Genomic DNA, 25,371 nt, shown 5'->3' with positions numbered 1-25,371 from the left:
GTTCCTGCCAGAGAGTCATCGATCCTCACGTAAAGTGCTGTTGCGAGGGTCTTGAGGTTTGTCGTCACAAACGAACCAACGAGACCCTCGCTTCATGCGCCCGCAGACTTCGGACTTATTCGTCTAGCCGGTCCCGTCCGGCCGAGGCCCCGTCCGGCCCCGGCGCCCCGCCCCGGCCCTCAGGGCGCTCCCGTCACCACCGCGGCGAGCCGGGTGCCCGCCGGGAACGCGCCCTCTTCCGCGAGCGTCACGAGGCCGAACAGCATTTTGGCCACATACAGCCGCTCGATGGCGAGTCCATGCCGCGCCTCGAAGTCCTGTGCGAACGCCTCCAGGGCGGGGGACGTGCGCGCGTAGCCCCCGCAGTGGAAGCGCTCGTCGAGGGACCAGTCGCCGCGGGGGCCGCCGAACGCCGCCCGCTGGAGCGCGCGGACCTCCCCGCCCAGGAAGCCGCCCTTCAGGACCGGCACGCCCAGCGCCCGCTGCCCCGGGGCGAGCCCGGCCGCGAGCCCCGCCAGCGTGCCCCCCGTGCCGCAGGCGACCGCGACCGTGTTCGCCAGCCCGGAGAGCTCCCGCCCGAGCGCCTCGCACCCCTGGACGGCGAGTGCGTTGCTGCCGCCCTCCGGGACCACGTACGCGCCCGCGGGGGCACGCTCCAGGAGCGCCGCGAGGGTCGCCGGCTCGTTCTTCGCGCGGTACGTGGACCGGTCCACGAACTCCAGCCGCATCCCGTCGGCGGCGCACCGCGCGAGGGAGGGGTTGAGCGGGCGCCCGGCCAGCTCGTCGCCGCGTACGACGCCGACCGTGGGGAAGCCGAGCAGCCGGCCGGCGGCGGCCGTCGCCCGCAGGTGGTTGGAGTACGCGCCGCCGAAGGTCAGCACGGGCCGCCCGTCCGCCGCGCGCAGGTTGAGCGCGAGCTTGCGCCACTTGTTGCCCGGCAGGTCGGGGTGGATCAGGTCGTCGCGCTTGAGCAGCAGCGTCAGCCCGTGCCGGTCGAAGCGCTCGTCCTCCACCGGCTCCAGGGGCGAGGGGAGCCGGGGCCGCAGGCGGGAGGGGTCGAACGCGTTCACCCTGCCATTCTCGCCGCCCGCCGCGGGGTCAGCGCAGCAGGTCGGCGATCCGCTCCCGCATCGAGGCCATCGTGAAACCGCGCGGGTCGACCTTCCCCGGCTGCCACTCCAGGTGCCCGATGACCGAGCGGTGCGTCCAGCCGTGCGCCCGGCACACGGCCGCCGCCGCCTTCGCGATGGCCTCCAGCTGGACCTTCGGCCACGGGTCCACGCCGTCCCCGAGGTTCTCGCACTCGAAGCCGTAGAAGTGGCGGTTGCCGTCCGTGGTGGCCTCGTCGTCCGGAGGCAGCCGCCGCTCCGCGATGACCGCCCGGAGCACCTCGTCGTCGCCGAGCCCCGCGTGGTTGGCGCGCCCGTAGCCGACGAGGTGGACCGTGCCGTCCTTGGCGATGACGCCGTGGCAGAGCGGCCCCGGCAGGGCCTGGTGGCCGTCCCGGCAGATCCGTACGGTCGCCGCGGTGCCCCGGGTCACGGTGTGGTGGATCATCACGCCGTGCACCGGGCCCCAGGGGCCCTTGTGGTTGCGGTTGTGGGTGGACCAGTCGCCGACCTGGACGACCGTCAGGCCCTCGTGTCGCAGCGCGCCGAGGAACCTGCTCGCGGTCATGGGCGAGGCCATGGCGGACTCCCTTCGGGGGACGGGTGAACTTCCGGAATACCGGACTCCGCCGCTCCGCCGCCATGCGTTCGGACCGTGTGCGAGCCGATCCGGACAGGGTGTCAGGAGACCCGTGGGGCTCCGCTGTTCGGAGGGAAATCACGTGACATGCCCCGAAGATCGTCGAACAGTCCCACTCGAATGTGTAATGGCGCCGACACGTTCCGTGCTGAAAGGCTTCGTCTCGCAACTCAGTCATACGAGAGGGAGTTCCATGTCCGTTGGTTCGGTTGGCGACGACGTCCGCGCGGAGCAGCAGGCGCCGCAGCAGAGTCTCGGCACCGCCGCCGCGCGGAACCTCGCCACGACCACCAAGTCGGCCCCGCAGATGCAGGAGATCACCTCCCGGTGGCTCCTGCGCGCGCTGCCGTGGGTCCAGGTGCAGGGCGGCACGTACCGGGTGAACCGGAGGCTCAGCTACTCCGTGGGTGACGGCCGCGTCACCTTCGTCCAGACCGGGGAGCGCGTCGCGGTCATCCCCGCCGAGCTCGGCGAACTCCCGGCCCTGCGCGGCTACGAGGACGAGGCAGCCCTCACGGAACTGGCGGCCCGCTGCATCCAGCGGGAGTACGCGGCGGGCGAGGTGATCGCCACCGCGGGCGCCCCCACCGACCGCGTGCACCTCCTCGCGCACGGCCGGATCGAGCAGATCGGCGAGGGGCCGTACGGCGACGAGGCCGTCCTCGGCGTCCTCGCCGACGGCGCCTACCTCGGCGAGTCCTCGCTGGTCGACGAGAACGCCACCTGGGAGTGGACCGCCCGGGCCGCCACGGCCTGCACGGTCCTCGAACTCACCCGGGACGACGTGCGCAACCTCGCCGACCGCGCCGTCTCCCTCGCCGCGCACCTCGCGACCGTCGCCGCCCTGCCCGACCAGCGCACCAACACCTACGGCGAGGCGGCCATCGACCTCTCCGCCGGCCACGTCGGCGAGGCGGTCGTCCCGCACACGTACGTCGACTACGACGCCTCGCCCCGCGAGTACGAACTGAGCGTCGCCCAGACCGTGCTCAAGGTGCACAGCCGCGTCGCCGACCTCTACAACCAGCCGATGAACCAGACCGAGCAGCAGTTGCGGCTCACGGTCGAGGCGCTCCGCGAGCGCCAGGAGTACGAGCTCGTCAACCACAAGGAGTTCGGCCTCCTTTCCAACTGCGACTACGAGCAGCGGATCCAGCCGCACGACGGCGTCCCCAGCCCCGACGACATGGACGAGCTGCTCTCCCGCCGCCGGGGCTCCAAGCTCTTCCTCGCCCACCCGCGCGCCATCGCCGCCTTCGGCCGCGAGCTCAACAAGCGCGGCCTGGTGCCGGAGACCATCGACGTCAACGGCAACCGCATCCCGACCTGGCGCGGCGTCCCGATCTACCCGTGCAACAAGATCCCGGTGTCCGACGCCCGCACCACCTCGATCATCTGCATGCGTACCGGCGAGGCCGACCAGGGCGTGATCGGTCTCCACCAGACCGGCCTGCCCGACGAGATCGAGCCCAGCCTGTCCGTCCGCTTCATGGGCATCGACGAGCAGGCGATCATCTCGTACCTGGTCACGGCCTACTACTCGGCCGCGGTCCTCGTCCCGGACGCGCTCGGTGTCCTGGAGAACGTCGAGGTCAGCCGCTGGCGCTGAGTCGGCGACGCCCGGGGGCGGGGACCGAACCCTCCCGCCCCCGGGCGCTCCCGGCCCGCCGCAAGGACGCGAAGGAAGAGACCGTGACCATGACCAGCGCGGATGCCGTCACAGACGGTCAGGGGGCCGTGCGGCTCCTGGACCAGACGCGTACCGCTGTCCATCCCCAACTGCGCTCGACCGTCGAGTCCCTGCCGGGCTCCATACGGCGGGTGGCGATGTACCACTTCGGCTGGGAGCGGGCCGACGGCACCCCGGACGCCGGGCAGGCGGGCAAGGCGATCAGGCCCGCGCTCGTCCTCGCCGCCGCGCGCGCCCTCGGCGCCGAGACGGCCCAGGCCGTGAAGGCCGCGGCCGCGGTGGAACTCGCGCACAACTTCACCCTGCTCCACGACGACATCGTCGACGAGGACCCCACCCGCAGGCACCGGGCCACCGCGTGGACCGTCTTCGGGATCCCGGACGCCCTCATGGCCGGTGACGCGATGAGCGCGCTGGCCCTGCGGCTGCTCGCCGAGGACCCGCACCCGGCCTCCGCCGCGGCGTCCGCGCGGCTCGCCGCCTGCATCATCGAACTCTGCGCCGGCCAGCAGGCGGACTGCGCCTTCGAGCGGCGCGGCCCCCGCGAGGTCTCCCTCGACGAGTGCCTGGCCATGGCCACCGCCAAGACCGGCGCCCTGCTCGGCTGCTCCTGCGCCCTCGGCGCGCTCTACGCGGGCGCGGGCGAGGAGGAGGTCGCGGCCATGGACGCCTTCGGCCGGGAGGCGGGGCTCGCCTTCCAGCTGATCGACGACCTCATCGGCATCTGGGGCGACCCGGACCGTACGGGCAAGCCGGCCGGCGCCGATCTCGCCGCCCACAAGAAGTCGCTTCCCGTGGTGGCGGCGCTCACCTCGGGCACCCCGGCCGGGGACGAGCTGGCCGAGCTCTACTCCCGTCCCACCCTGGACGCGGCGGCGGTGCGGGCCGCGGCGGACGCGGTGGAGCGGGCCGGCGGGCGCGACTGGGCGCAGGCCCAGGCGGCCGAGCGCATGGGCCGCGCGGTCGAGTACCTGGCCCAGGCGGTGCCGGACCTGGCGGCCGCCGGTGACCTGCTCGCCCTCGCGGAGTTCGTCACGCGGCGCACGCGCTGATCCCGGGCGGGCCGGTCACGCCTCGGGGACGATCCGGGCGACCACGGTCTCGATCAGGTCGTCCAGGTCCCGGTCGCCGTGGAGGTCGGGGACCGTGAAGTGGTCGAGCAGCAGCCCGGTGAGCGCGAAGTAGAGCAGCCGGACCGTGTCCGCGTCCCCTGGCATCCCGGCGGCGAGGTGCCCGCGGATGTTCTCGTCGAGGTCGGAGCGGAGCACCTTGGTGAGCTGGGTCCGCAGTTCGGGGCGGCGGACGGCTTCGAGCCGGAGCTCGAAGAGTCCGAGGTAGCAGGTGCGCTCGGCGGCGAGACGCCGGGCGATCCAGCGCATCAGTTCGAGCACCAGTCCCCGGCTGGGTGCGGGCTCCATGGCGGTCTCGACGGCGCCGGGGGCCGGGGTCAGTCGGACGAAGATCCGGTCGCCGACCTGGGAGAGCAGCTGGTCCCGGTCGTGGAAGTAGTTGGACGAGGTGCCCGTGGGGACCCCCGCCCGGGCGTCGACCGCCCGGAAGGTCAGCCCTCGGGCACCTTCGTCCGCCAGCACCTCGATCGCGGCGTCGAGCAGTGCCGTACGGCGTTCCGGGTTTCTCGCCACGTCGGGCTCCCTCGTGTCCTGAATGCGTTCTCTTCGAAAAAGGTCCTTGCACAACCACTACAGGTGAAGCACTATAGCTGTCGTGGTTGCGGACGCGGCCACGTCATCCACCGAAGAGGACCGGTTTGCGCAAGCTCACGTACTACATCGCCTGCACCATCGACGGCTTCATCGGCGACCCCGAGGGCGACGCCACGTCGATGTTCAAGTTCACCGAAGGCCCGTACATGCAGTGGATGGGCAGCGAGTACCCCGAGACCATCCCGACGCAGGGGCGCGAGATGCTCGGGATCGACGGCGAGAACAGGCACTTCGACACCATCGTGCAGGGCAGGAGGTCGTACCAGCTCGCCCTGGACATCGGCGTCACCAGCCCGTACAGCCATCTGCGCGAGTTCGTCGCCACCCGCTCGCTGACCGAGACGCCCCATCCCGGTGTGGAGCTGATCGCCGACGACCTCGTCGGCCGCGTCCGCGAGCTCAAGGCCGAGGACGGCCCCCTGGGCATCTACCTCTGCGGCGGCTCCACCATCGCGGGCGAGCTCATCGAGGAGATCGACGAGCTGGTCATCAAGACCTACCCGCAGGTCTACGGCACCGGCATGCCCATGTTCGGCGCCGGCTTCGAGCCCCGCGACTTCGAACTCGGCGACGTCCGCGCCTTCGAGAACGGCGTGCTCGTCCGTACGTACACCAGGAAGCGCTGACGGCGGCAAGCGCTCCGGCACGGGGCGACCTACCCTGGAGGCATGGGTGACGAGGTGCCTCGCACGACGCGGGACCCCCGGTCCGAGCCGAAGTGCCCGGCCTGCGGTCGGACGCGTGCCGTCATGGCCACCCGGCACAAGGTCCTCGGGGCCTGGGTGCCGGAGTGGGAAGTGCAACCCTGCCGCAATCCCGACTGCGTGCTGTACGAAGGGGCGGAAGCCGCGAGCACGCACGTGACCGGCAAGAACGGCGAGATCGGGAGAAGTCCGGCCACGGGGTGACCGGACGCGCGCCGGAGCCGGTCGTACAGCTACAGTCCGCGCATGTCATCGGAGTCGACAGAAGTCTGGACCGGCTGGTACCGGGACCGCAGCGGCGCGGAAGCGATCGTCATCACGGCCGACGGGCGGCACGTCGCCACCCGGATCAGGGGGGTCGAGTACACCGGCGAGAGCTTCGCCGTGCTCAGCGCCGCCGGCGAGAGCGCGGCCGGCCGGAGCGGGCACGCCCTCACCGGGTGCGTCCTGGAGTGGGACCTGCCGCTCCCCGTCGTCCTGGACGGCGCCACCCAGCAGGCCACCCTCGCCTGCCTCCTGACGCTCGGTGAGCGCGCGGACCTCAGCCTGACCCTGCACTACGGTGGCGCCGCCTTCGAGGCGTGCGTCGCCGGAGGCGACTTCGAAGGGGCGCTCGACCGGGTCAAGCGCCAGCTGCCGCCCGGTGCGGACTTCGGCCGCCGGCTCCTCCAGACGGCCTGACGGGGCCGGTACACGGCAGAGAAACGGACGGAACGGCGGCGCCCCCTCGCGGGGCGCCGCCGTCCGCCGTTCAGGACCGGTCGGTTCAGGAGGCCTTGAACGCGGAAGCGAGGCCGTAGCGCCACAACTGGTCGACCCGGGAGCGCTCCTGGGCGTTCGGCTGGGCGTTCTGGCAGGACGTGCCCGGACCGCCGCCCGACATCAGCTCGCTGCACGGGCCGCTGTAGTGGTCCGGCAGGCCGAGGACGTGCCCGGTCTCGTGGGCCGTCACGCGGGTGGAGTTGTACTGCTGGTTCTGCCGGTAGTCGAGGAAGATATACCCACTGCCGTGGCCGTCGGTGCTGGCGTACGAGCCGCGCGAGTCGTTGCCCTCGTAGTACGCGAAGTCCGGGTTGCTTCCCTCGACGAGCCGGACGTTCACCACCGAGCTGTTCCAGATCTGCGCCGAGCGGGCTATCTGGGTGCGGAAGCTCGGCGCGTTGGCGGTGCTGTAGACGACGGTGACGGCGGTCGCGCCCTGGGTGGCGGCCCGCTTCTTCGCCACCGACTTCACGACGGCGTCGAAGAAGGCCTGGTTGGCCTTGGCCTCCTCGGCCGAACCGGCGTACGCCACGGTGGCGCCGGCGGTCGCGGCCGGCGCCGTGGCGGCCGCCGGGGCCGTACCGAGGGAAGCGGCGAGGCCGACGCCGAGGGTGGCGGTCAGCAGGGAGGTGAGGACCTTGGGGTGTCGCATGGGGGGCTCCTCCTGTTGGGGTCGGAGAGAGTCTCGGGGCAGCCGGGGCGTGCGGGGATGATGCCAACTCCCGATAGCCCCACCGCATCACCCCCTGTAAAGGGCCCAACTGCCTTGGAATGCAAGGAGATTGAGTGGTTCCGGATATCTGGTGCGACTCCCGGCCCCCGCCCTACCCTCGGGACATGGAGCTGGAGGTGAGACACCTGCGCGCGCTGTGCGCCATCGCGGACACGGGCAGCCTGCACAAGGCGGCGCGGCAACTCGGCATGAGCCAGCCCTCGCTGACCACCCAGCTGCGCCGGATCGAGAACTCCCTGGGCGCCGAACTCTTCTCCCGCGGCCGCACCGGCTGCCGCCCCACCCCGCTCGGCCGCGCCCTGCTCAGCAGGGCCCGCCCCCTGGTCGCGGACATGGCCGCCCTCGTCACCGAGACCCGGGCCGCGGCCGCCCGCACCGACGGGCCGGGACTCCGCGTCGGCTCCACCGCCAGCCGGGCGCTCCCCGGCTGGCTGCGTCGGCTGCGCCAGCGACTGCCCGGCACCGACGTCGGACTCCGGATGGACGTCTCCGCCGGCGCACTGCTGCGGGCGGTCGCAGCCGGCCAGCTCGACGTCGCGTTCGTCCACGAGGTGGAGGGCTGCCCGTTACGGGTCCCCGACGGCCTCGACGGCAGGATCCTCGTCGCCCGCGAACCGCAGTTCATCTCCATGGCCCGCGACCACCCGGCCGCCGACCGGCCCGTCGTCGACCTCGCCGACCTCGCCCACGACCACTGGATGGTCGACCCGACCGTCGACGGCGAATGGGACGGCCTCCGCCGGGTCCTCGGCGCCGCCGGCATCGACCCGCCCCTGCTGCACGGCGACTACCACACGGCCGCCTCGCTCATCGTCATCGGCGAGGCCGTCGCCCCCTGCCAGCCCACCTCCGTCCCCCGCGAGGACATGGCCATCCGCCCCCTCCGCGGCGACCCCCTCGCCGTCCGCCTCCTCCTCTACGCGCGCCCCGGCGCCCCCCTCGACCTCCTCTACGCGGAACTCGCCTCCGCCTACCGCGAGGTCGCCCTGCGCGCCGCCCCCTACCGCGAGTGGCTCCGCGACCAGGGGACGGCCGCGGGACTGTCCGTGGGGCCGTGCATGATGACCGTATGAACGAACGCGAGGACGGTCCCGCCCCGGCAGTCGTACGGCACGCGCGCCCCGAGGAGCTGCCCCGGGTCGTCGAACTGATCGCCGAGCACGCCGCGTACGAGAAGGCGGCCGCCCCGGCGCCCGGCCTCGCCGAACGCCTCTCCCGGCTCCTCTTCGGCGCCGAACCGCCCCGCCTCCGCTGCCTCGTCGCCGTCCTCCCCGACGGCACCCTCGCGGGCTACGCCACCTGCGCCCCCGAACTCTCCACCTGGGACGGCGCCGAGTACCTCCACATGGACTGCCTCTACCTCACCGAGGCCTCCCGCGGCCACGGCCTCGGCCCCCTCCTCACCGCCGCCGTCACCACCGAAGCCCGCACCCTCGGCCTCACCGAGATCCAGTGGCAGACACCCGCATGGAACGAAGCCGCCATCCGCTTCTACGACCGCCTCGGCGCCACCTCAAAGCCAAAACGCCGCTACACCCTCCCCGCGGACCTGACCTAGACCGGACCGTGCTCAGGCCGGAACCGGCTCGGGGGGCGGCCTGCCGATCAGGCCGACCGAACCGAAACGCCAAAGGGCCCGACCGTGACGGCCGGGCCCCTTGGCGTATCGGGGAGAAAGAAGGTCAGGCCTTCTTGGTCTCCCAGAAGATGCGGTCGATCTCGGCGATGAGTTCCAGCGCCTTCTCGCCCGTCTTGGGGTCGGTGGACGCCTTGGCGGCCGAGAGGGCCTTGAGGGTGTCGTTGACCAGCTGGTTGAGCTCGGGGTACTTCTCGAAGTGCGGGGCCTTGAAGTAGTCGCTCCAGAGCACCGAGACGTGGTGCTTGGCGAGCTCGGCGCGCTGCTCCTTGATGACGATGGCGCGGGCGCGGAAGTGCGCGTCCTCGTTCGCCTGGTACTTCTCCTGAACAGCCTTGACCGACTCGGCCTCGATGCGGGCCTGGGCGGGGTCGTACACGCCGCAGGGGAGGTCGCAGTGGGCGCTGACCGTCACCTTGGGGGCAAACAGGCGGGAGAGCATTGAGCCGTCCTTCCTCGTGATCGTCTTCTCAGGTGGGACATTACTCGGTGAGAAGGGCGTTTTCGCGGGCGCCCCCTGGGGCTTAGGTCAAAAGTCCAGGGTCACCATGGGACTCGTGTACGAGTGGACGAGCGGGCGCGCGGACGGATCGGGAGGTGCCGGATGACGGAGTCGGGGCGGGAGCGGGTGGCGGAGGCCGGGCCACCGTTCGGGATCGCCGAGGTGACGGGGGTGTCGATGGTGCCGGCGCTGCTCCACGGCGACCGGCTGTTCGTGCACTACGGCGGGCGGTTGAAGCCCGGGTGCGTGGCGGTGCTGCGGCATCCGCTCCAGCAGGATCTGCTGATCGTGAAACGGCTGAGCGAGCGACGTGACGGCGGCTGGTGGGTGCTGGGCGACAACCCGGCGGCCGAGGGGGACAGTCGGGTCTTCGGGGCCGTGCCGCCCGAGCTGGTCCTCGGGCGGGTGCGGGCGCGGTACCGGCCGGTGACGCCGGGGCGTCAGCGGTCGGCCGCGGTGACGCTCTCCTGGCTCGTCTCGGCGGTCAGGCCGGTGTGGTCGGACCGTTCGGCCTCCAGGCGCTTGCGGGCCCGGTAGGCGGCGACGTTGGCGCGGGTCGCGCAGCGGTCCGAGCAGTAGCGGCGGGAGCGGTTGGTGGAGGTGTCGAGGTAGGCGTTGCGGCAGGGGGGTGCCTGGCAGAGGCCGAGCCGGTCGGCGCCGAACTCGGTCAGGTGGAAGGCGAGGCCCATCGCCGCGATGGCCGCGTAGCCCGCGGTGGGGTTCGAGGGGTGGTCGGCGAGGTGCATGTGCCAGCGGGGGCGGCCGTCGTCGTCGAGGAGGTCGTGGCCGGAGATCTGGGGGCTGACGGGGAACTCCAGGAGGAGCGAGTTCAGCAGGTCGACGGCGCCCGTGTGGTCGCCCTCGTCGGCCGCGACGAAGACCGCCCGCAGCCGGGCGCGTACCGACCGGAAGCGGCTGACGTCGGGGTCGGTGACCCGCCGGGCCATCTGGGTGGCCGGGCCGAAGAGCTCCCGGATGACCTCGACGGAGGTCAGGGTGTCCTTGTTGCGGGCCGGCTCCTCGGTGTTGACCAGACGCACGGCATAGTCCGAGTAATAGGCCAGTTCCACTTGTAGTCCTTACTCCGGCGGGCTAGGGTCTCGGTCGTGAGGGGTAATGGCTATGTCCCCTTCGAGGGTATTACGAAGGAGCGGGGAGGGTACGGCGATGACCGGAACCGACTGGGCGGCCTGGCAGCGGAGCTGGGACCGTCAGCAGGAGTGGTACATGCCGGACCGCGAGGAGCGGTTCCGCGTGATGCTCGACATGGTCGAAGCGGTCGTGGGACCGAAGCCCCGCGTGCTCGACCTCGCCTGCGGTACGGGAAGTATCACGGATCGGCTCCTCCGGAGGTTCCCCGATTCCACCAGTACTGGAGTGGATCTCGACCCGGCCCTCCTGGCCATCGCCGAAGGGCACTTCGCCGGCGACCCGCGCGTCACCCTCGTGGCCGCCGACCTCAAGGACCCCGCGTGGACCGCGGGGCTGCCCCACGACACGTACGACGCCGTCCTCACCGCCACCGCGCTCCACTGGCTCCACAGCGAGCCCCTGACGGCCCTCTACGGGCAGCTCGCCGGTCTCGTCCGGGACGGCGGTGTCTTCCTGAACGCCGACCACATGATCGACGAGAGCACCCCGCGCATCAACGCCGCCGAGCGCGCCCACCGCCACGCCGCCATGGACCGGGCCAAGGCCGCCGGCGCCCTGGACTGGGCCGAGTGGTGGGCCGCCGCCGCCGCGGACCCGGCCCTCGCCGGACCCACCGCCCGCCGCTTCGAGATCTACGGCGAGCACGCCGACGGCGACACGCCCTCCGCGCGCTGGCACGCGGACGCCCTCCGCGCCGCCGGCTTCGCCGAGGCGCGCCCGGTCTGGGCGTCGCCCTCGGACACCCTGCTCCTCGCGGTGAAGTAGTACCGGCCGGAGCGGGAAGCCGCACCGGCCGGAGCGGTGAGCAGCACCGGCCGGCCTGGAGCGGCGAGCAGTACCGGCCTGGAGCGGTGAGCAGCACCGGCCGGACAAGCCGAAGGGGCGGTACGGGAGAACCCGTACCGCCCCTTCGTCCACGGCCTACAGCACCTTGGACAGGAACGCCTTCGTGCGGTCGTGCTGCGGGTTCGTCAGGACGTCGCGCGGGTTGCCGGACTCCACCACCACGCCGCCGTCCATGAAGACCAGCGAGTCGCCGACCTCACGGGCGAAGCCCATCTCGTGCGTGACGACGACCATCGTCATGCCCGACTCGGCCAGGTCCCGCATGACGTCGAGGACGTCGCCGACGAGCTCCGGGTCGAGGGCCGAGGTCGGCTCGTCGAAGAGCATCAGCTTCGGCTCCATCGCCAGCGCACGGGCGATGGCGACACGCTGCTGCTGGCCGCCGGAGAGCTGCGAGGGGTAGTTCCCCGCCTTGTCGCCCAGGCCGACCCGGTCGAGCAGGCGCTCGGCGCGCTCGCGCGCCACCGCCTTGGTCTCGCCCTTGACCTGGATGGGCGCCTCCATGACGTTGGCCAGGGCCGTCATGTGCGGGAAGAGGTTGAAGCGCTGGAAGACCATGCCGATGTCGCGGCGCTGGGCGGCGATCTCGGAGTCCTTCAGCTCGTAGAGCTTGTCGCCCTTCTGGCGGTAGCCCACCAGCTGGCCGTCGACGTACAGCCGGCCGGCGTTGATCTGCTCCAGGTGGTTGATGCACCGGAGGAAGGTCGACTTGCCGGAACCGGACGGGCCGATCAGGCAGAACACCTCGCCGTTCTGCACCTCCAGGTCGATGCCCTTGAGGATGTGCGCGGCGCCGTACGACTTGTGGACGCCCTCGGCCTTCACCATGGCGGTCATCGGGTCACCGCCTCACGGTTGGAGAATCGGGAGAGGTTCGCCTTGATCTTCTGCCACGGGGTGGGCGGCAGGGAGCGGAGCGAGCCGCGGGCGTAGTGCCTCTCCAGGTAGAACTGCCCGACGCTGAACACCGAGGTCAGGATCAGGTACCAGATCGAGGCCACGAAGAACATCTCCATCACCGCGAACGAGGTCGAGGCGATGTCCTGGGCGGCCCGCAGCAGGTCGGGATACTGCACGGCCACGACCAGGGACGAGGTCTTCAGCATGTTGATGAACTCGTTGCCCGTCGGCGGGATGATCACCCGCATCGACTGGGGGAGCACCACGCGGCGCATCGTCTTGGCCTGGCTCATGCCCAGCGCGTGCGACGCCTCCGTCTGGCCCTCGTCGACCGACTGGATGCCGGCCCGGACGATCTCCGCCATGTACGCGCCCTCGTTGAGGCCGAGACCCAGCAGGGCGGCCAGGAAGGGGGTCATGACATCGGTCATCTCGTCCTTGTAGAACCCGATGTTGAAGATCGGGAAGATCAGGGCGAGGTTGAACCAGATCAGCAGCTGCACGTAGACCGGGGTGCCGCGGAAGACCCAGATGTAGAGCCAGGCGACGGTGCTCGTCACCGGGTTCTTGGACAGGCGCATGACGGCGAAGACCACGCCGAGCACCAGACCCAGCGCCATGGAGGCGACGCTGATCAGGACCGTGTTCCCCAGGCCCTCGAGGATGCTGGGGTCGAACAGCTTCTCGGGGACGGTCGCCCAGCGGACATCGCCCTGGGAGAACGCCACGGCGAGCAGCACCAGCAGCGCCACCACGACGACACCGGCGACCCAGCGACCGTAGTGGCGGACCGGAATGGCCTTGATGGCCTCCGGCGGGATCGCCGTCGGGGTGGGGGACGCCCCGGCGGGAACCTTGTCGACCTTGTCTTTGTCGAACTTGTCAGTCACAACGACTGCCCTTCAGTGGTGCCGGGAAGTCAGGAGCCGCCGTTGATCTTGGCCGCGGGGATGGCGCCGTCGCCGGCGTTCCACTTGTCGAGGGCGGCCTTGTAGGAGCCGTCCTTGATGGCGGCGTCCAGGGCTTCCTTCAGCGCGTCGCGGAGCTGGGTGTTCTTCTTGTCGACGGCGATGCCGAAGAGGCCCGCGTCCGTCTTGTTCGCGATGGCCTCGAAGTCGTTGCCGCCACCCGCGGTCTGCGCGATGTACGCGGCGACCGGGGAGTCGTTCAGGTCGGCGACGGCGCCGCCCGCCTTGACGCGGGTCTGGGCCTCGGCGTCGGTCGGGAAGGACTCGAAGGTGAGGGCCGGCTTGCCGTCCTTCTTGCACTTCTCGGCCTGGTCCTTGGCGGCCTGCTCGTACGTGGTGCCGCGCTGGACCGCGAGCTTCTTGCCGCACAGGTCGTCGAGCGACTTGATGTTCTCGGGGTTGCCCTTCTTCACCAGGATGCCGGTGGAGGCGGTGAAGTAGTCGACGAAGTCGACACCGGTGCCGGTCTTCTGGCCCTTGTCGTCCAGACCCTCCTGGCGGGCCTTGGTGTCGGTCATCGAGGACATGACGATGTCGGTGCGCCCGGTCGGCAGGGCCGTGAGCAGCGTGTCGAACGTGCCGCTCTCGAACTGGAACTTCACGCCGAGCTGCTTGGAGAGCGCCGCGGCGATGTCGGGGTCGACGCCCACGATCGTCGAGCCCTGCTTGAACTCCATCGGGGCGTAGGTGGCGTCCGTGCCGACCTTGATGACGCCGGCCTGCTGGATGTCCGCGGGCAGCTTGGAGAAGAGCGGGCCCGTGGAGGCCGCGCCGGACTTCGTGCCGCCCTCGGGCGTCGAGCCGCCTTCGGTCTGGTCGCCGCAGGCGGTCAGCAGCATGGAGCCGGCGACCGCGATGGCGGCGACCGCGGCAAGACGGGACGTGCGGGTCTTGGCGACGGTCGTACAGCGCGTGGAGCGTGCGGTCATGGTCGGGTTCCTCCGGCGTTGAGGGAGTTGCCAGTAGGTCGCGTACGCGTCTTCGAGTGCCGCGACCTCGTGTGATTACGGCATCTTGCCATTCGGACCGCCTCAAACCGACGGCCAGTGATGTCAAAATCGGGTAACGGGTGACCCCCGAATCGCGACAGGCCGGTACATCAAGGCCGGACCATCTGCGGAATCCCTTCCCCTTCTCCGGAAAATCTGCGGTCGATCTCGCCATTCGGACGAGCGCAACTCGACCATTCGGGTGGGGTGTGAACCTATCGGGACATCGGGTGACGTGTCGCTCTCCGTCCGTGTCCGGATGCTCTCGGTATGAGTCGCGTCACCGAGAGGTTATGGACTCGTCTGCGGTGCCGTCTGTCCGGTAAGAAGGATCCTTACACCCCTCATCCGGGGCTCAGGGCGCGTTGTGCGGCGCGCCCGAGCGGCTGCCCGACAAGGCGGCCGCGGTGCCTCCCCACCCCTCCTCAACCGGGAGCGGCCACCCTCAAATGAAGCAGACTTAAGGGGTCAACCCAATGGCAGCGGAGATCGTCAATCCTCGCAATGACAGCGGCACCGAAGAAACGCCCGAAGAGCTCTTCGACCCTGTCTTCGCCCTCCACCGGGGCGGCAAGATGGCCGTGCAGGCCACCGTGCCCCTCCGGGACAAGGACGACCTGTCCCTCGCTTACACGCCCGGCGTCGCGAAGGTGTGCACCGCGATCGCCGAGCAGCCCGAGCTGGTCAACGACTACACCTGGAAGTCCCAGGTCGTCGCAGTCGTGACGGACGGTACGGCCGTGCTCGGTCTCGGCGACATCGGCCCGGAGGCCTCCCTCCCGGTCATGGAGGGGAAGGCCATCCTCTTCAAGCAGTTCGGCGGCGTGGACGCGGTTCCGATCGCCCTCGCCACCACCGACACCGACGAGATCGTCGAGACCGTCGTCCGGCTCGCCCCGTCCTTCGGCGGCGTCAACCTGGAGGACATCTCGGCCCCGCGGTGCTTCGAGATCGAGCGCAAGCTCCAGGAGCGCCTCGACATCCCGGTCTTCCACGACGACCAGCACGGCACCGCGATCGTCACCCTCGCGGCCCTGCGCAACGCCGCGAAGCTGACCGGCCGGACCCTCGGCGACCTCCGCGGCGTCATCTCCGGCGCGGGCGCGGCCGGCGTGGCCATCGCCAAGTTCCTCCTGGAGGCCGGCCTCGGCGACGTGGCGGTCGCCGACCGCAAGGGCATCGTCAGCCGGGACCGCCAGGACCTCACCGACGTCAAGCGCGAGATCGCCGAGCTCACCAACAAGGCGGGCCTGAGCGGCTCCCTGGAGACCGCCCTCGCCGGCGCCGACGTCTTCATCGGCGTCTCCGGCGGCACGGTCCCCGAGGAGGCCGTCGCCTCCATGGCCCCGAACGCCTTCGTGTTCGCCATGGCCAACCCGAACCCCGAGGTCCACCCCGACGTCGCGCACAAGTACGCGGCCGTCGTGGCGACCGGCCGTTCGGACTACCCGAACCAGATCAACAACGTCCTCGCGTTCCCCGGCATCTTCGCCGGCGCGCTCCAGGTCCGGGCCTCCCGGATCACCGAGGGCATGAAGATCGCCGCCGCGAACGCCATCGCGGACGTCGTCGGCGACCAGCTCGCCGCCGACTGCGTCATCCCGTCGCCGTTCGACGAGCGGGTCGCCCCGGCCGTCGCCGCCGCGGTCGCCGCCGCCGCCCGCGCCGAGGACGTCGCGCGCCGCTGAGCTCGCTCCTGAGCGCCCTGAAGGGGCCCCGTTCCGCACCGCGCGGGACGGGGCCCCTTCATGTGCGCCGGGCGACTGGGGGGTGTGTCACACGGGTGTGTGGTTCCGCCACGCACCCGTCGGACCCTAGGGTCGGGGCCATGTTCGCTGCCTACGCTGCCCGAATCGACCGTGACCAGCCGCTGAACGGCCTTGAGTTGGGGGAACGTCCCGAACCCGAGGTGCGGCCCGGATGGACCACCGTGACCGTGAAGGCCGCCTCGCTGAACCACCACGACCTGTGGTCGTTGCGTGGGGTGGGGCTGCCCGAGGGAAGGCTGCCGATGATCCTCGGCTGCGATGCCGCGGGCATCGACGAGGACGGGAACGAGGTCGTCCTGCACTCCGTGATCGGCCAGACCGGTCACGGCGTGGGGCCGGACGAGCCGCGGTCCATCCTCACCGAGCGGTACCAGGGGACGTTCGCCGAGCGGGTGACCGTGCCCCGCTGGAACGTGCTGCCCAAGCCGAAGGAGCTGTCCTTCGAGGAGGCCGCCTGCCTGCCCACGGCCTGGCTGACCGCGTACCGCATGCTCTTCACCAACGCCGGGGTGCGGCCCGGCGACTCGGTCCTCGTCCAGGGCGCGGGCGGCGGGGTCGCCACGGCGGCGATCGCCCTCGGGAAGGCGGCGGGCCTGCGGGTCTACGCCACCAGCCGGGACGAGGCGAAGCGGAAGCGGGCCGTCGAGCTCGGGGCCGTGGAGGCGTACGAGCCGGGCGCGCGGCTTCCGCAGCGGGTGGACGCCGTCATCGAGACCGTCGGCGCCGCCACCTGGTCGCACTCGGTGAAGTCGCTGCGGCCGGGCGGCACGCTCGTCATCTCGGGTGCCACGAGCGGCGACCGGCCGGCCCACGCGGAGCTGACCCGGATCTTCTTCCTGGAGCTGAAGGTCGTCGGTTCGACGATGGGCTCCAAGGACGAGCTGGAGGACCTGCTGTCGTTCTGCTCGGCGACGGGCGTCCGGCCGCTCATCGACGACGTGCTGCCGCTGGACCGGGCACGGGAGGGCTTCGAGAGGATGGCCTCCGGCGAACTCTTCGGAAAGATCGTGCTGACGACCTCTTGATGACGCGTCAGTACACCTGATGAGATCTCCGGCACGCGAAACGTGAACATCACTCACCTTGTCGTGCCGGAGGTCCTCCTTGTTGCGAACCACCCCCGCGGCGGCCGTCGTCGTCGCCGCGCTGCTCGCCCCGACCGCCGCCCACGCGGATCCGGTCGCCCACGCGGGCCCGGTCGCCCCCGCGGCCCCGGTCGCCCCGGCGGGCCCGGTCTCCCCGGTGGGCCCGGCCGCTCCGGCGGCGACGGGCATCCCCGCCCTCACCGACACGCACGGCCGCGTCCTCACCCTGCGCGGCTGGAACGTCGAGGACAAGGCCAACAGCGGCGACGCCGCCCTCTCCGCGATCACCGAGAAGCACTTCCGGGACATGCGGGCCAAGGGCTTCGACTTCGCCCGCCTCCTCGTCTTCTGGGACGACCTGGAGCCCCGGCCCGGCCAGTACAGCGAGACCTACCTGCGGAAGATCGAACGGATCCTGGACTGGGCGCGGAAGTACGACGTCAAGGTCCTCGTCGACGCCCACCAGGACGTCTTCGGGCCCGCCTTCGGCCACCGGGGCGTGCCGGCCTGGGCGACCAGGACCGACGGACTGCCCTTCACCCCGCACCCGGACGACTGGTTCTCCGAGTACTTCGAGCCCGCCGTCCAGCGGGCGTTCACCCACCTCTACGAGGACGAGGACCTGCGGCGCGCGCAGGCCCGCATGTGGCGGGTGCTCGCCGACCGCTTCGACGACCACCCGGCCGTCCTCGGCTACGACCTCATCAACGAGCCGATGGGCGAGCTGCGGGAGGGCGAGGACCTGCCGACGGCGGCCCGGCGCATCGAACGCGACCAGCTCACCCCGATGTACAACCGCCTGGCGGACGCGGTCCGGTCGGTCGACCGGGACGCCTGGGTCTTCGTCGAGCCCACCCCGATCGTCGGCGAGGGCGTGCCCACCGGGCTCGGGCGGATCGACGACCCGAAGATCGTCTACGCCCCGCACTTCTACAACACGGGCATGGAGGCCGGCGCCGACTACGACCCCGCCGCCGGCTGGATCGAGAGCTACGAGCAGGCCGTCACCCGGTACCCGAAGGAGTACAAGGTGCCCGTCGTGGTGGGGGAGTGGGGGCCGCTCAACAACTCCCTTCCGCGGATGAACGCCTTCTACCGCGACGCGATGGCCTCCCTCGGCCGCTACAGCTCCGGTTGGGCGGGCTACGTGTGGTGCTACGGCGGCGGTTACTGCGCGGTCGACGGCGCCGGGTCGTTCCGCACGAACAAGGAGCTGACCGCCGAGCCGTACGCCGAGGCAGTCGCGGGCACGGTCCGCTCCAGCTCCTACGACCCCGTGGCCGGCGTCTACCGCCTGTCGTACGACGCCGCCGGCCGGCGCGGCTCCCGTGTCACCGAGCTCTCCCTGCCGCCCGGCAACTGGCGCCTGACGGCCCGCGGCGGCGCCGTCGTCCTCCGCAAGGCCCCCGGCCGGGCCTGGGTCCTGGCCGCCCCCGGCGCCCGGGTGACGGTCACCGCCACCCGCGGCTGAACCCCGACCGGCCGACCGCAAGGCTGAACGAAGGTCGACCGCAAGGCCGACCGCAAGGAAGATCGAGGCCGGCCGACCACGGCGGACCGGCCTGACGCGGCCTGCCCGGGCCGGCCCCGGCGCCCGGGGTCATGCCTTGGGGCGCGGGTGCAGCAGGCCGGTGATGTGGATCGCGGCCGTCGAGAGGTGGTGGCGGGTCTCGGTCAGCTGCTCCTGGGTCACCCCGTGGTCGCGGGCCGCGTCACGGATCTCGTCGCGGAAGCGGTCGAGCAGTCGGTCGAGGTCGCGGGCCGGGTCGCCGGAGGGCTCGGTCTCCCGGGCCCACTCCGGAGCGTCGGCGGCCGGGGCCTCCGCGAACGGCGGCTCCTGGGCGGCGGCCTTCGGGTGGGTCGTGCCCGCGACCAGGCCGCCGAGCTGGGCCGTGATGTCCGAGATCCCCTCCCAGACCCCCTTGGGCCAGTCGCCGCGCGAGAAGTGGTCCTGGACCTCCTCTTGCACCTGCTGGGCGATCCGCTGGAACTCGCTCGCCTGGCGGCGCGCCGACCTGGCCTCGGCGCGGGCCTCGCGGGCCTGTTCCTTCCACTCCTGCCCGACCCGGCGCAGCTCCTCCTTGGCCTCGGCGAAGGCGGAGAACTCCGCACCCCGGGTCCGTCCCGCCTCCGCGCGCATCTCGCTGCGCACCCGGCCGGCCGCACCGCGCACGTCGTCCCGGATCTCCGCCGCCAGCTCCGACACCGACTCGCGGATCTCCCGCTCCAGGTCGTCCAGTTCGGCGTCGCGCCCGGCCAGCTCGGCGCGGCCCTCGGCGGTGATCGAGTAGACCTTCCGGCCGCCCTCGCTGGCGTGGGTGACGAGGCCCTCGGCCTCCAGCTTGGCGAGCCGCGGGTAGACCGTGCCGGCCGACGGCGCGTAGAGCCCCTGGAACCGCTCCTCCAGGAGGCGGATCACCTCGTAGCCGTGGCGGGGGGCCTCGTCGAGCAGCTTGAGCAGATAGAGGCGCAGGCGGCCGTGCGCGAAGACGGGGGGCATGTCAGAGCACCTTTCCGGTCGCGGAGGGGGCGGGAGACGGGGTGGCGCCGGTGTCCTCGTTCGCCTCGGGGCGGCGGAGCAGGGCGATGGAGCCGGAGACGGTGGTCGCCTTGAGCGTGCCCCGGCCGGCGCCCAGGGTGCCGGTGATGGTCTTGGCGCCCCACATGCCGCCCACGCGCAGGTCCTCGAAGGCGTTCGACACGGAGCCGCTGGTGGTGCTCGCCTCGACCCGGGCGTCCGCCGGGTGCGGCAGCCGGATGGCGACCTCGCCGGAGACGCTGGTGAGCCGGATGTCCGCGGGCGGTCCGCCGAGCTCGGCCGGGTCGAGGTCGACGACCATGTCGCCGCTGACCGTGTCGGCCTTCACCGAGGCGCCCGCGCCCTCGATCACCGTGACGTCGCCGGTCACCGAGTTGATCCGCAGGGCGCCCGTCACCGACTGCGCCGCCAGGTTGCCCGAGACGCTCTCGGCGCGGACCGGGCCCGAAAGCCCGAGGAGGGTGGTGTCGCCCGTGACGCCCCGCACCTCCGTACGCCCGCTGACGCCGGAGACGACGGCCTCGGCTCCGACGACCCCCACCTCGACGTCGACGCCCGCGGGGACGGCGACGGAGACGACGGCCCGGCGCTTGAACTCCTTGCGGTCGAGCCATTTGAGGATGCTCTTCCACTGAAGGTCCTCGTAGCTCACGGTCAGCGTGGAGCCGTCCTGCGACACGATCAGGGGCGGGCCCTCGATCTCGGAGATCTCCACGCGGACGGAATCCTCGTCGGTCCCCACCACGTTCACCGCGCCGTTGACGATGCGGACCTGCAGGCGCGTGACGGGGCCGGCCGGCGCGAGTTTCACCGGCTCGGTGACGGACCACTCTGTCATGGTGCTGACCTCCCGTTCGGCAACGCAACATATCGCGTCTCTCGATAGACACGATATATCGCGGCGAAGGGAAGTCAACCCTGACTCTCCCCTGACAGGGTGGGGTCAATTAACCTCGTATGCGGACAAATTGGCCTAGCGTAGGGCCATGAACGCGACATCCGGACCGAACCCCGTCGGGGCGCTGCTGCTCTGCCGTGCCGACCCCCCGGCGGTCCGCCCGCCCGCCGGCCTCCTCAGGGAGCAGCTGCTCCTCGCCCCCGCGGGCGCCGGCTGGAGCGTGCTCGTACCGGAGGGGAAGCCCTGGCTGCACGGCGGGGAGCCGGTCGAACAGGTCGTCACCGGCTGGGCCACCGCGCTCGCGGTCTCCGCCGCCACCTGGCCCGTCGTCGCGCTGTGGTGGGACCGCGAACGGGCCGGACTCACGCTCGCCGCCGGCTTCCGCCGGACCGTCGGCTACACCTGGCTCGCGGACGGCACCCCCGTCGGCGAGGACGAGGCCATGCGGACCTTCGCCGCCCGGCTCGCCCTCGACCCCGTCCTGGACGTACAGGCCCTGGAACCGCTCACCGAGGCCGACCCGGAAGCCGACGCCCACGCCCGTCTCGTCGGCGTCGTCGCCGTCCTCGCCCGCGCCGGCCTCGCCCTGCCGACCGGCCTCACGCCCGGCGAGAACGCCGACCGGCTCCGCTCCGTCGCCCTGGCCCAGGGCGCCGAGCAGCTCGAAGGGCCCGGCGACGGGATCGCCCCCGCCCTGACGAAGCTGAAGGCCTGGGGAGGCGACGCCGTGCGCGCCGAACTCGACGCGGTGGCGGAGGGGCCCCTCGGCTCGTACCTGCGCGGCCCACTGGCGCGCGCCCTGAGCGGGGTGCAGCTGGCCGCGGGGGTACCGCTGCTCGCCTGGGGCATCGGCAGGCGCAGCGGCGGCTGGGCGACGGCCGGGGCGCTGCTCGTCGCCCACGGGGCGCTCGGGCTCGCCTGCGACCGGCCGCGGGAGTGACCGCGCCGCCGACCGGGGGAGTGATCGCGCCGCCGGGCGCGCTTCCTACTCCTCGTCGTCCTCGTCGTCGTCCAGACGGGCCAGCCAGGTCGCGAGGCGCTCGACCGGCACCTCGAAGTCGGGGTTGAGGTCGACGAAGGTCCGCAGCTGCTCGGCGAGCCACTCGAAGGTGACCTCCTCCTCGCCGCGCCGCTTCTCCAGTTCCTCGATGCCACGGTCGGTGAAGTACATGCGCCCAGGATAGGCCGCGCACGCCGGAGGCCCGGCACCCACCTGGGTGCCGGGCCTCCTTCCGCCGGCGCACGGAGTCCGTGCGCCGGCGGGGTGGTCGATCAGGCCTCGAAGACCTCGTTGACCAGCTGCTGCTGCTCCGCCTGGTGACGCTTGGCCGAGCCGACCGCCGGGGACGACGAGTGCGGACGCGAGATCCGGCGCAGGCGCTCGCCCGCCGGGATGTCCGCACCGACCGCCAGGTCCAGGTGGTCGATCAGGTTGAGCGCGATGAACGGCCACGCACCCTGGTTCGCCGGCTCCTCCTGCGCCCAGATGTACTTCGCGGCGTTCGGGTACTTGGCGATCTCGGCCTGGAGCTCGGCACCCGGCAGCGGGTACAGGCGCTCCAGACGGATGATCGCGGTCTCCGTGTCACCGCGCTTCTGACGCTCGGCCTCCAGGTCGTAGTAGACCTTGCCGGCGCAGAAGACGACCTTGCGGACGCCGGCCGGGTCGACCGTCGTGTCGCCGATCACCGGGCGGAAGCCGCCGGTGGTGAACTCCTCCACCTTGGACGCCGCGGCCTTCAGGCGCAGCATCGACTTCGGGGTGAAGACGATGAGCGGCTTGTGGTGCGGGTTGTGGACCTGCCAGCGCAGCAGGTGGAAGTAGTTCGACGGCAGCGTCGGCATGGCGACCGTCATGTTGTCCTGGGCGCACATCTGGAGGAAGCGCTCCGGGCGCGCGGACGAGTGGTCCGGGCCCTGGCCCTCGTAGCCGTGCGGCAGGAGCAGCGTGACGCCGGAGGTCTGGCCCCACTTCTGCTCGGCCGAGGAGATGAACTCGTCGACGACGGTCTGCGCGCCGTTGACGAAGTCACCGAACTGGGCCTCCCAGATGACCAGGGCGTCCGGGCGCTCCAGGGAGTAGCCGTACTCGAAGCCCATCGCCGCGTACTCGCTGAGCAGCGAGTCGTAGACGTTGTAGTGGGCCTGCTCGTCGGTCAGGTAGAGCAGCGGGGTGAAGTCCTCGCCGGTCTCCTGGTCCACCAGGACCGCGTGACGCTGGCCGAAGGTGCCGCGGCGGGAGTCCTGGCCGGAGAGCCGGACCGGGGTGCCCTCCATCAGCAGCGAGCCGATGGCGAGGGTCTCGCCGAAGCCCCAGTCGATGGTGCCGTCGTCGATGGAGGCGGCACGGCGCTGCATCTGCGGCAGCAGACGCGGGTGGACCGTGATCCGCTCCGGGATGCTGACCTGCGACTCGGCGATCCGCTTCACGACCTCCTGGGAGACCGCGGTGGTGACGCCGACCGGGAAGGCCGCCTTGGCGTCCGGCACGGTCGTCGCCGCCGGCGCGTTGGTGGCCTCGCGGACCTCCGCGAACACCTTCTCCAGCTGGCCCTGGAAGTCCTGGAGCGCCTGCTCCGCCTCTTCGAGGGTGATGTCGCCGCGACCGATGAGCGACTCGGTGTACAGCTTGCGCACCGAACGCTTCTTGTCGATCAGGTTGTACATCTGCGGGTTGGTGAACTGCGGGTTGTCGCCCTCGTTGTGACCGCGGCGGCGGTAGCAGATGAGGTCGATCACGACGTCCTTGTTGAACGTCTGGCGGAACTCGAAGGCGAGCCGCGCGACGCGGACCACGGCCTCCGGGTCGTCGCCGTTCACGTGGAAGATCGGCGCCTCGATCATGCGGGCCACGTCGGTCGCGTACATCGAGGAACGCGACGACTCCGGGGCGGCGGTGAAGCCGACCTGGTTGTTGATGACGATGTGGACCGTGCCGCCGGTGCGGTAGCCGCGCAGCTGCGACATGTTCAGCGTCTCGGCGACGACGCCCTGGCCGGCGAAGGCCGCGTCACCGTGCAGGGCGACGGGCAGGACGGTGAAGTCCGTGCCGCCCTTGTTGATGACGTCCTGCTTGGCGCGGACGATGCCTTCCAGGACCGGGTCGACCGCCTCCAGGTGCGAGGGGTTGGCGGCCAGGGAGACCTTGATCTCCTCGCCGTCGAGACCGACGAAGGTGCCCTCGGCGCCCAGGTGGTACTTGACGTCGCCGGAGCCGTGCATCGACTTCGGGTCGAGGTTGCCCTCGAACTCGCGGAAGATCTGCGCGTACGACTTGCCGACGATGTTCGCGAGGACGTTCAGGCGGCCGCGGTGGGCCATGCCGATGACGACCTCGTCGAGGCGCGACTCGGCGGCCGAGTCGATGACCGCGTCGAGCAGCGGGATGACGGACTCGCCGCCCTCCAGGGAGAAGCGCTTCTGGCCGACGTACTTCGTCTGCAGGAAGGTCTCGAAGGCCTCCGCCGCGTTCAGCCGGCGCAGGATCCGCAGCTGCTCCTCGCGCTCCACGCGGGAGTGCGGGCGCTCGACGCGGTCCTGGATCCACTTGCGCTGCTTCGGGTCCTGGATGTGCATGAACTCGACGCCGGTGGTGCGGCAGTACGAGTCGCGCAGCACGCCGAGGATGTCGCGGAGCTTCATCATCGACTTGCCGGCGAAGCCGCCGACCGCGAACTCGCGCTCCAGGTCCCACAGGGTGAGGCCGTGCTCGGTGATGTCCAGGTCGGGGTGCTTGCGCTGCTTGTACTCCAGCGGGTCGGTGTCGGCCATGACGTGGCCGCGGACCCGGTAGGAGTGGATCAGCTCGAAGACCCGCGCGGCCTTGGTGACGTCGTCGTCGTGCGACGCGTCGATGTCCTTGAGCCAGCGGACCGGCTCGTAGGGGATGCGCAGGGCCTTGAAGATGTCGTCGTAGAAGCCCTCCTCGCCGAGGAGGTAGTTGGCGACGACGCGCAGGAACTCGCCGGAGGCGGCGCCCTGGATGACCCGGTGGTCGTACGTCGAGGTCAGGGTCATGACCTTGGAGATGCCCAGCTTGTTCAGGGTGTCCTGGGAGGTGCCCTGGAACTCGGCCGGGTAGTCCATCGAGCCGACGCCCATGATGACCGACTGTCCGGGCATCAGACGCGGCACGGAGTGGACGGTGCCGAGGCCGCCGGGGTTGGTCAGGGAGACCGTGACGCCGGTGAAGTCCTCCATCGTCAGCTTGCCCACGCGGGCCCGCTTGACGATGTCCTCGTACGCCTGCCAGAACTCGAAGAAGTTGAGCGTCTCGGCCTTCTTGATGCCCGCGACGACGAGCTGGCGGTCGCCGTTGGGCTTCACCAGGTCGATCGCGAGACCGAAGTTCACGTGCTCCGGCTTGACCAGGGTCGGCTTGCCGTCCTTCTCCGCGAAGGAGTAGTTCATCGACGGCATGGCCTTGATCGCCTGCACCATCGCGTAGCCGATCAGGTGCGTGAAGGAGATCTTCCCGCCCCGGGCGCGCTTCAGGTGGTTGTTGATCACGATCCGGTTGTCGAAGAGCAGCTTCACCGGGACGGCGCGGACGGACGTGGCCGTCGGCACCTCGAGGGAGGCGTTCATGTTCTTCGCGACCGCGGCGGCGGGGCCGCGCAGCGTGATCAGCTCCGGGCCCGCGGGGGCCTCGGCGGCCGGGGCGGCCTTGGCCGGCGCCGGAGCGGCGGCGCCGTGGACGGCGACCCGCGCGGCGGAGGCCGGCCC

At 71.3% G+C, this 25,371-nt stretch carries 25 protein-coding genes; 12 read left to right on the top strand and 13 right to left on the bottom strand.

Translation table 11 applies throughout. The features are described from left to right. Nucleotides 1-179: 179 nt before the first annotated feature. A complete protein-coding gene (locus MRBLMG1_RS31070; protein ID WP_367827490.1) occupies nucleotides 180-1,070 on the bottom strand; it encodes a 1-aminocyclopropane-1-carboxylate deaminase/D-cysteine desulfhydrase in 891 nt (296 codons plus the stop codon). 28 nt (nucleotides 1,071-1,098) lie between these two features. Beyond that, complete coding sequence (locus tag MRBLMG1_RS31065; protein ID WP_367827489.1) at nucleotides 1,099-1,689, bottom strand: N-acetylmuramoyl-L-alanine amidase; 591 nt, start codon at nucleotides 1,687-1,689, stop codon at nucleotides 1,099-1,101. A gap of 253 nt (nucleotides 1,690-1,942) precedes the next feature. Between MRBLMG1_RS31065 and MRBLMG1_RS31060 the strand changes: the two genes are divergently transcribed. Then, entirely contained in the window at nucleotides 1,943-3,358 is a 1,416-nt protein-coding gene (locus tag MRBLMG1_RS31060) for a family 2B encapsulin nanocompartment shell protein (protein ID WP_367827488.1), read from the top strand. 89 nt (nucleotides 3,359-3,447) lie between these two features. Then, a complete protein-coding gene (locus MRBLMG1_RS31055; protein ID WP_367827493.1) occupies nucleotides 3,448-4,491 on the top strand; it encodes a family 2 encapsulin nanocompartment cargo protein polyprenyl transferase in 1,044 nt (347 codons plus the stop codon). Between the two features lie 15 nt (nucleotides 4,492-4,506). On the opposite strand, the gene MRBLMG1_RS31050 is transcribed toward MRBLMG1_RS31055, so the two are convergent. Beyond that, nucleotides 4,507-5,082, bottom strand: coding sequence for a TetR/AcrR family transcriptional regulator (locus MRBLMG1_RS31050; RefSeq protein ID WP_367827487.1), 576 nt, complete (start codon nucleotides 5,080-5,082; stop codon nucleotides 4,507-4,509). A gap of 125 nt (nucleotides 5,083-5,207) precedes the next feature. Here MRBLMG1_RS31050 and MRBLMG1_RS31045 point away from each other — a divergent pair, with 125 nt between their 5' ends. Together MRBLMG1_RS31045 and MRBLMG1_RS31040 are read left to right on the top strand one after the other, a co-directional pair. After that, nucleotides 5,208-5,789: a dihydrofolate reductase family protein gene (locus MRBLMG1_RS31045; RefSeq protein ID WP_367827486.1), complete on the top strand. Its 582-nt coding sequence runs from the start codon at nucleotides 5,208-5,210 to the stop codon at nucleotides 5,787-5,789. A gap of 324 nt (nucleotides 5,790-6,113) precedes the next feature. After that, complete coding sequence (locus tag MRBLMG1_RS31040) at nucleotides 6,114-6,548, top strand: DUF6304 family protein (protein ID WP_367827485.1); 435 nt, start codon at nucleotides 6,114-6,116, stop codon at nucleotides 6,546-6,548. A gap of 85 nt (nucleotides 6,549-6,633) precedes the next feature. Here MRBLMG1_RS31040 and snpA read toward each other — a convergent pair whose 3' ends face one another. Continuing rightward, complete coding sequence (snpA, locus tag MRBLMG1_RS31035; RefSeq protein ID WP_367827484.1) at nucleotides 6,634-7,281, bottom strand: snapalysin; 648 nt, start codon at nucleotides 7,279-7,281, stop codon at nucleotides 6,634-6,636. A gap of 185 nt (nucleotides 7,282-7,466) precedes the next feature. Here snpA and MRBLMG1_RS31030 point away from each other — a divergent pair, with 185 nt between their 5' ends. Further along, complete coding sequence (locus tag MRBLMG1_RS31030) at nucleotides 7,467-8,435, top strand: LysR substrate-binding domain-containing protein (protein ID WP_367827483.1); 969 nt, start codon at nucleotides 7,467-7,469, stop codon at nucleotides 8,433-8,435. Beyond that, nucleotides 8,432-8,920 (top strand): GNAT family N-acetyltransferase, encoded by a 489-nt coding sequence (locus MRBLMG1_RS31025; protein ID WP_367827482.1) that lies wholly within the window; start codon nucleotides 8,432-8,434, stop codon nucleotides 8,918-8,920. Before MRBLMG1_RS31030 ends, MRBLMG1_RS31025 begins: the two co-directional genes overlap by 4 nt. 124 nt (nucleotides 8,921-9,044) lie before the next feature. Here MRBLMG1_RS31025 and sodN read toward each other — a convergent pair whose 3' ends face one another. Further along, nucleotides 9,045-9,440, bottom strand: a complete 396-nt coding sequence (gene sodN, locus MRBLMG1_RS31020; protein ID WP_367827481.1) for a superoxide dismutase, Ni — start codon at nucleotides 9,438-9,440, stop codon at nucleotides 9,045-9,047. Nucleotides 9,441-9,602: 162 nt separating this feature from the next. Here sodN and sodX point away from each other — a divergent pair, with 162 nt between their 5' ends. Continuing rightward, nucleotides 9,603-10,037, top strand: coding sequence for a nickel-type superoxide dismutase maturation protease (sodX, locus tag MRBLMG1_RS31015; protein ID WP_367827480.1), 435 nt, complete (start codon nucleotides 9,603-9,605; stop codon nucleotides 10,035-10,037). On the opposite strand, the gene MRBLMG1_RS31010 is transcribed toward sodX, so the two are convergent. Beyond that, entirely contained in the window at nucleotides 9,941-10,570 is a 630-nt protein-coding gene (locus tag MRBLMG1_RS31010) for a CGNR zinc finger domain-containing protein (RefSeq protein ID WP_367827479.1), read from the bottom strand. The genes sodX and MRBLMG1_RS31010 overlap by 97 nt on opposite strands. 97 nt (nucleotides 10,571-10,667) lie before the next feature. On the opposite strand from MRBLMG1_RS31010, the gene MRBLMG1_RS31005 reads away from it, so the two are divergent. Further along, entirely contained in the window at nucleotides 10,668-11,417 is a 750-nt protein-coding gene (locus MRBLMG1_RS31005; protein ID WP_367827478.1) for a class I SAM-dependent methyltransferase, read from the top strand. 156 nt (nucleotides 11,418-11,573) lie between these two features. Here MRBLMG1_RS31005 and MRBLMG1_RS31000 read toward each other — a convergent pair whose 3' ends face one another. Genes MRBLMG1_RS31000 through MRBLMG1_RS30990 form a run of 3 tightly spaced genes read right to left on the bottom strand, consistent with a single transcriptional unit; the run spans nucleotide 11,574 to nucleotide 14,295 of the window. After that, the gene (locus MRBLMG1_RS31000; RefSeq protein ID WP_367827477.1) at nucleotides 11,574-12,335 is read right to left on the bottom strand and encodes an amino acid ABC transporter ATP-binding protein; all 762 of its coding nucleotides are present in this window, start codon (nucleotides 12,333-12,335) and stop codon (nucleotides 11,574-11,576) included. After that, entirely contained in the window at nucleotides 12,332-13,288 is a 957-nt protein-coding gene (locus MRBLMG1_RS30995; protein ID WP_414721685.1) for an amino acid ABC transporter permease, read from the bottom strand. The genes MRBLMG1_RS31000 and MRBLMG1_RS30995 overlap by 4 nt, the downstream gene beginning before the upstream one ends. A 29-nt stretch (nucleotides 13,289-13,317) precedes the next feature. After that, entirely contained in the window at nucleotides 13,318-14,295 is a 978-nt protein-coding gene (locus MRBLMG1_RS30990; RefSeq protein ID WP_367827476.1) for an ABC transporter substrate-binding protein, read from the bottom strand. 536 nt (nucleotides 14,296-14,831) lie between these two features. Here MRBLMG1_RS30990 and MRBLMG1_RS30985 point away from each other — a divergent pair. The 3 genes from MRBLMG1_RS30985 (at nucleotide 14,832) to MRBLMG1_RS30975 (ending at nucleotide 18,680) form a co-directional block, all read left to right on the top strand. Further along, nucleotides 14,832-16,043: an NAD(P)-dependent malic enzyme gene (locus MRBLMG1_RS30985; protein ID WP_367827475.1), complete on the top strand. Its 1,212-nt coding sequence runs from the start codon at nucleotides 14,832-14,834 to the stop codon at nucleotides 16,041-16,043. Nucleotides 16,044-16,183: 140 nt separating this feature from the next. Then, nucleotides 16,184-17,149, top strand: coding sequence for a zinc-binding dehydrogenase (locus MRBLMG1_RS30980; protein WP_367827474.1), 966 nt, complete (start codon nucleotides 16,184-16,186; stop codon nucleotides 17,147-17,149). Nucleotides 17,150-17,231: 82 nt separating this feature from the next. Beyond that, nucleotides 17,232-18,680: a cellulase family glycosylhydrolase gene (locus tag MRBLMG1_RS30975; RefSeq protein WP_414721686.1), complete on the top strand. Its 1,449-nt coding sequence runs from the start codon at nucleotides 17,232-17,234 to the stop codon at nucleotides 18,678-18,680. A gap of 129 nt (nucleotides 18,681-18,809) precedes the next feature. Here the strand turns inward: MRBLMG1_RS30975 and MRBLMG1_RS30970 are convergent, their stop codons facing one another. Continuing rightward, nucleotides 18,810-19,709 (bottom strand): PadR family transcriptional regulator, encoded by a 900-nt coding sequence (locus MRBLMG1_RS30970; RefSeq protein WP_367827473.1) that lies wholly within the window; start codon nucleotides 19,707-19,709, stop codon nucleotides 18,810-18,812. A 1-nt stretch (nucleotide 19,710) separates the two neighbouring features. Further along, nucleotides 19,711-20,586 (bottom strand): DUF4097 family beta strand repeat-containing protein, encoded by an 876-nt coding sequence (locus MRBLMG1_RS30965; RefSeq protein ID WP_367827472.1) that lies wholly within the window; start codon nucleotides 20,584-20,586, stop codon nucleotides 19,711-19,713. Between the two features lie 148 nt (nucleotides 20,587-20,734). Between MRBLMG1_RS30965 and MRBLMG1_RS30960 the strand changes: the two genes are divergently transcribed. Then, nucleotides 20,735-21,586 carry a hypothetical protein gene (locus MRBLMG1_RS30960; RefSeq protein WP_367827471.1) on the top strand — a complete coding sequence of 284 codons (852 nt, stop codon included), beginning with the start codon at nucleotides 20,735-20,737 and terminating at the stop codon, nucleotides 21,584-21,586. A 45-nt stretch (nucleotides 21,587-21,631) separates the two neighbouring features. On the opposite strand, the gene MRBLMG1_RS30955 is transcribed toward MRBLMG1_RS30960, so the two are convergent. Next, nucleotides 21,632-21,817 (bottom strand): DUF6104 family protein, encoded by a 186-nt coding sequence (locus tag MRBLMG1_RS30955; protein ID WP_030207192.1) that lies wholly within the window; start codon nucleotides 21,815-21,817, stop codon nucleotides 21,632-21,634. Between the two features lie 101 nt (nucleotides 21,818-21,918). Continuing rightward, nucleotides 21,919-25,371 (bottom strand): multifunctional oxoglutarate decarboxylase/oxoglutarate dehydrogenase thiamine pyrophosphate-binding subunit/dihydrolipoyllysine-residue succinyltransferase subunit (locus tag MRBLMG1_RS30950; RefSeq protein ID WP_367827470.1); only part of this gene is annotated, 3,453 nt, incomplete at its 5' end.

Source organism: Streptomyces sp. LMG1-1-1.1 (assembly GCF_040815545.1).
In the GTDB taxonomy this organism is placed as follows: domain Bacteria; phylum Actinomycetota; class Actinomycetes; order Streptomycetales; family Streptomycetaceae; genus Streptomyces.
This window is presented reverse-complemented; position numbering and strand designations above follow the sequence as displayed.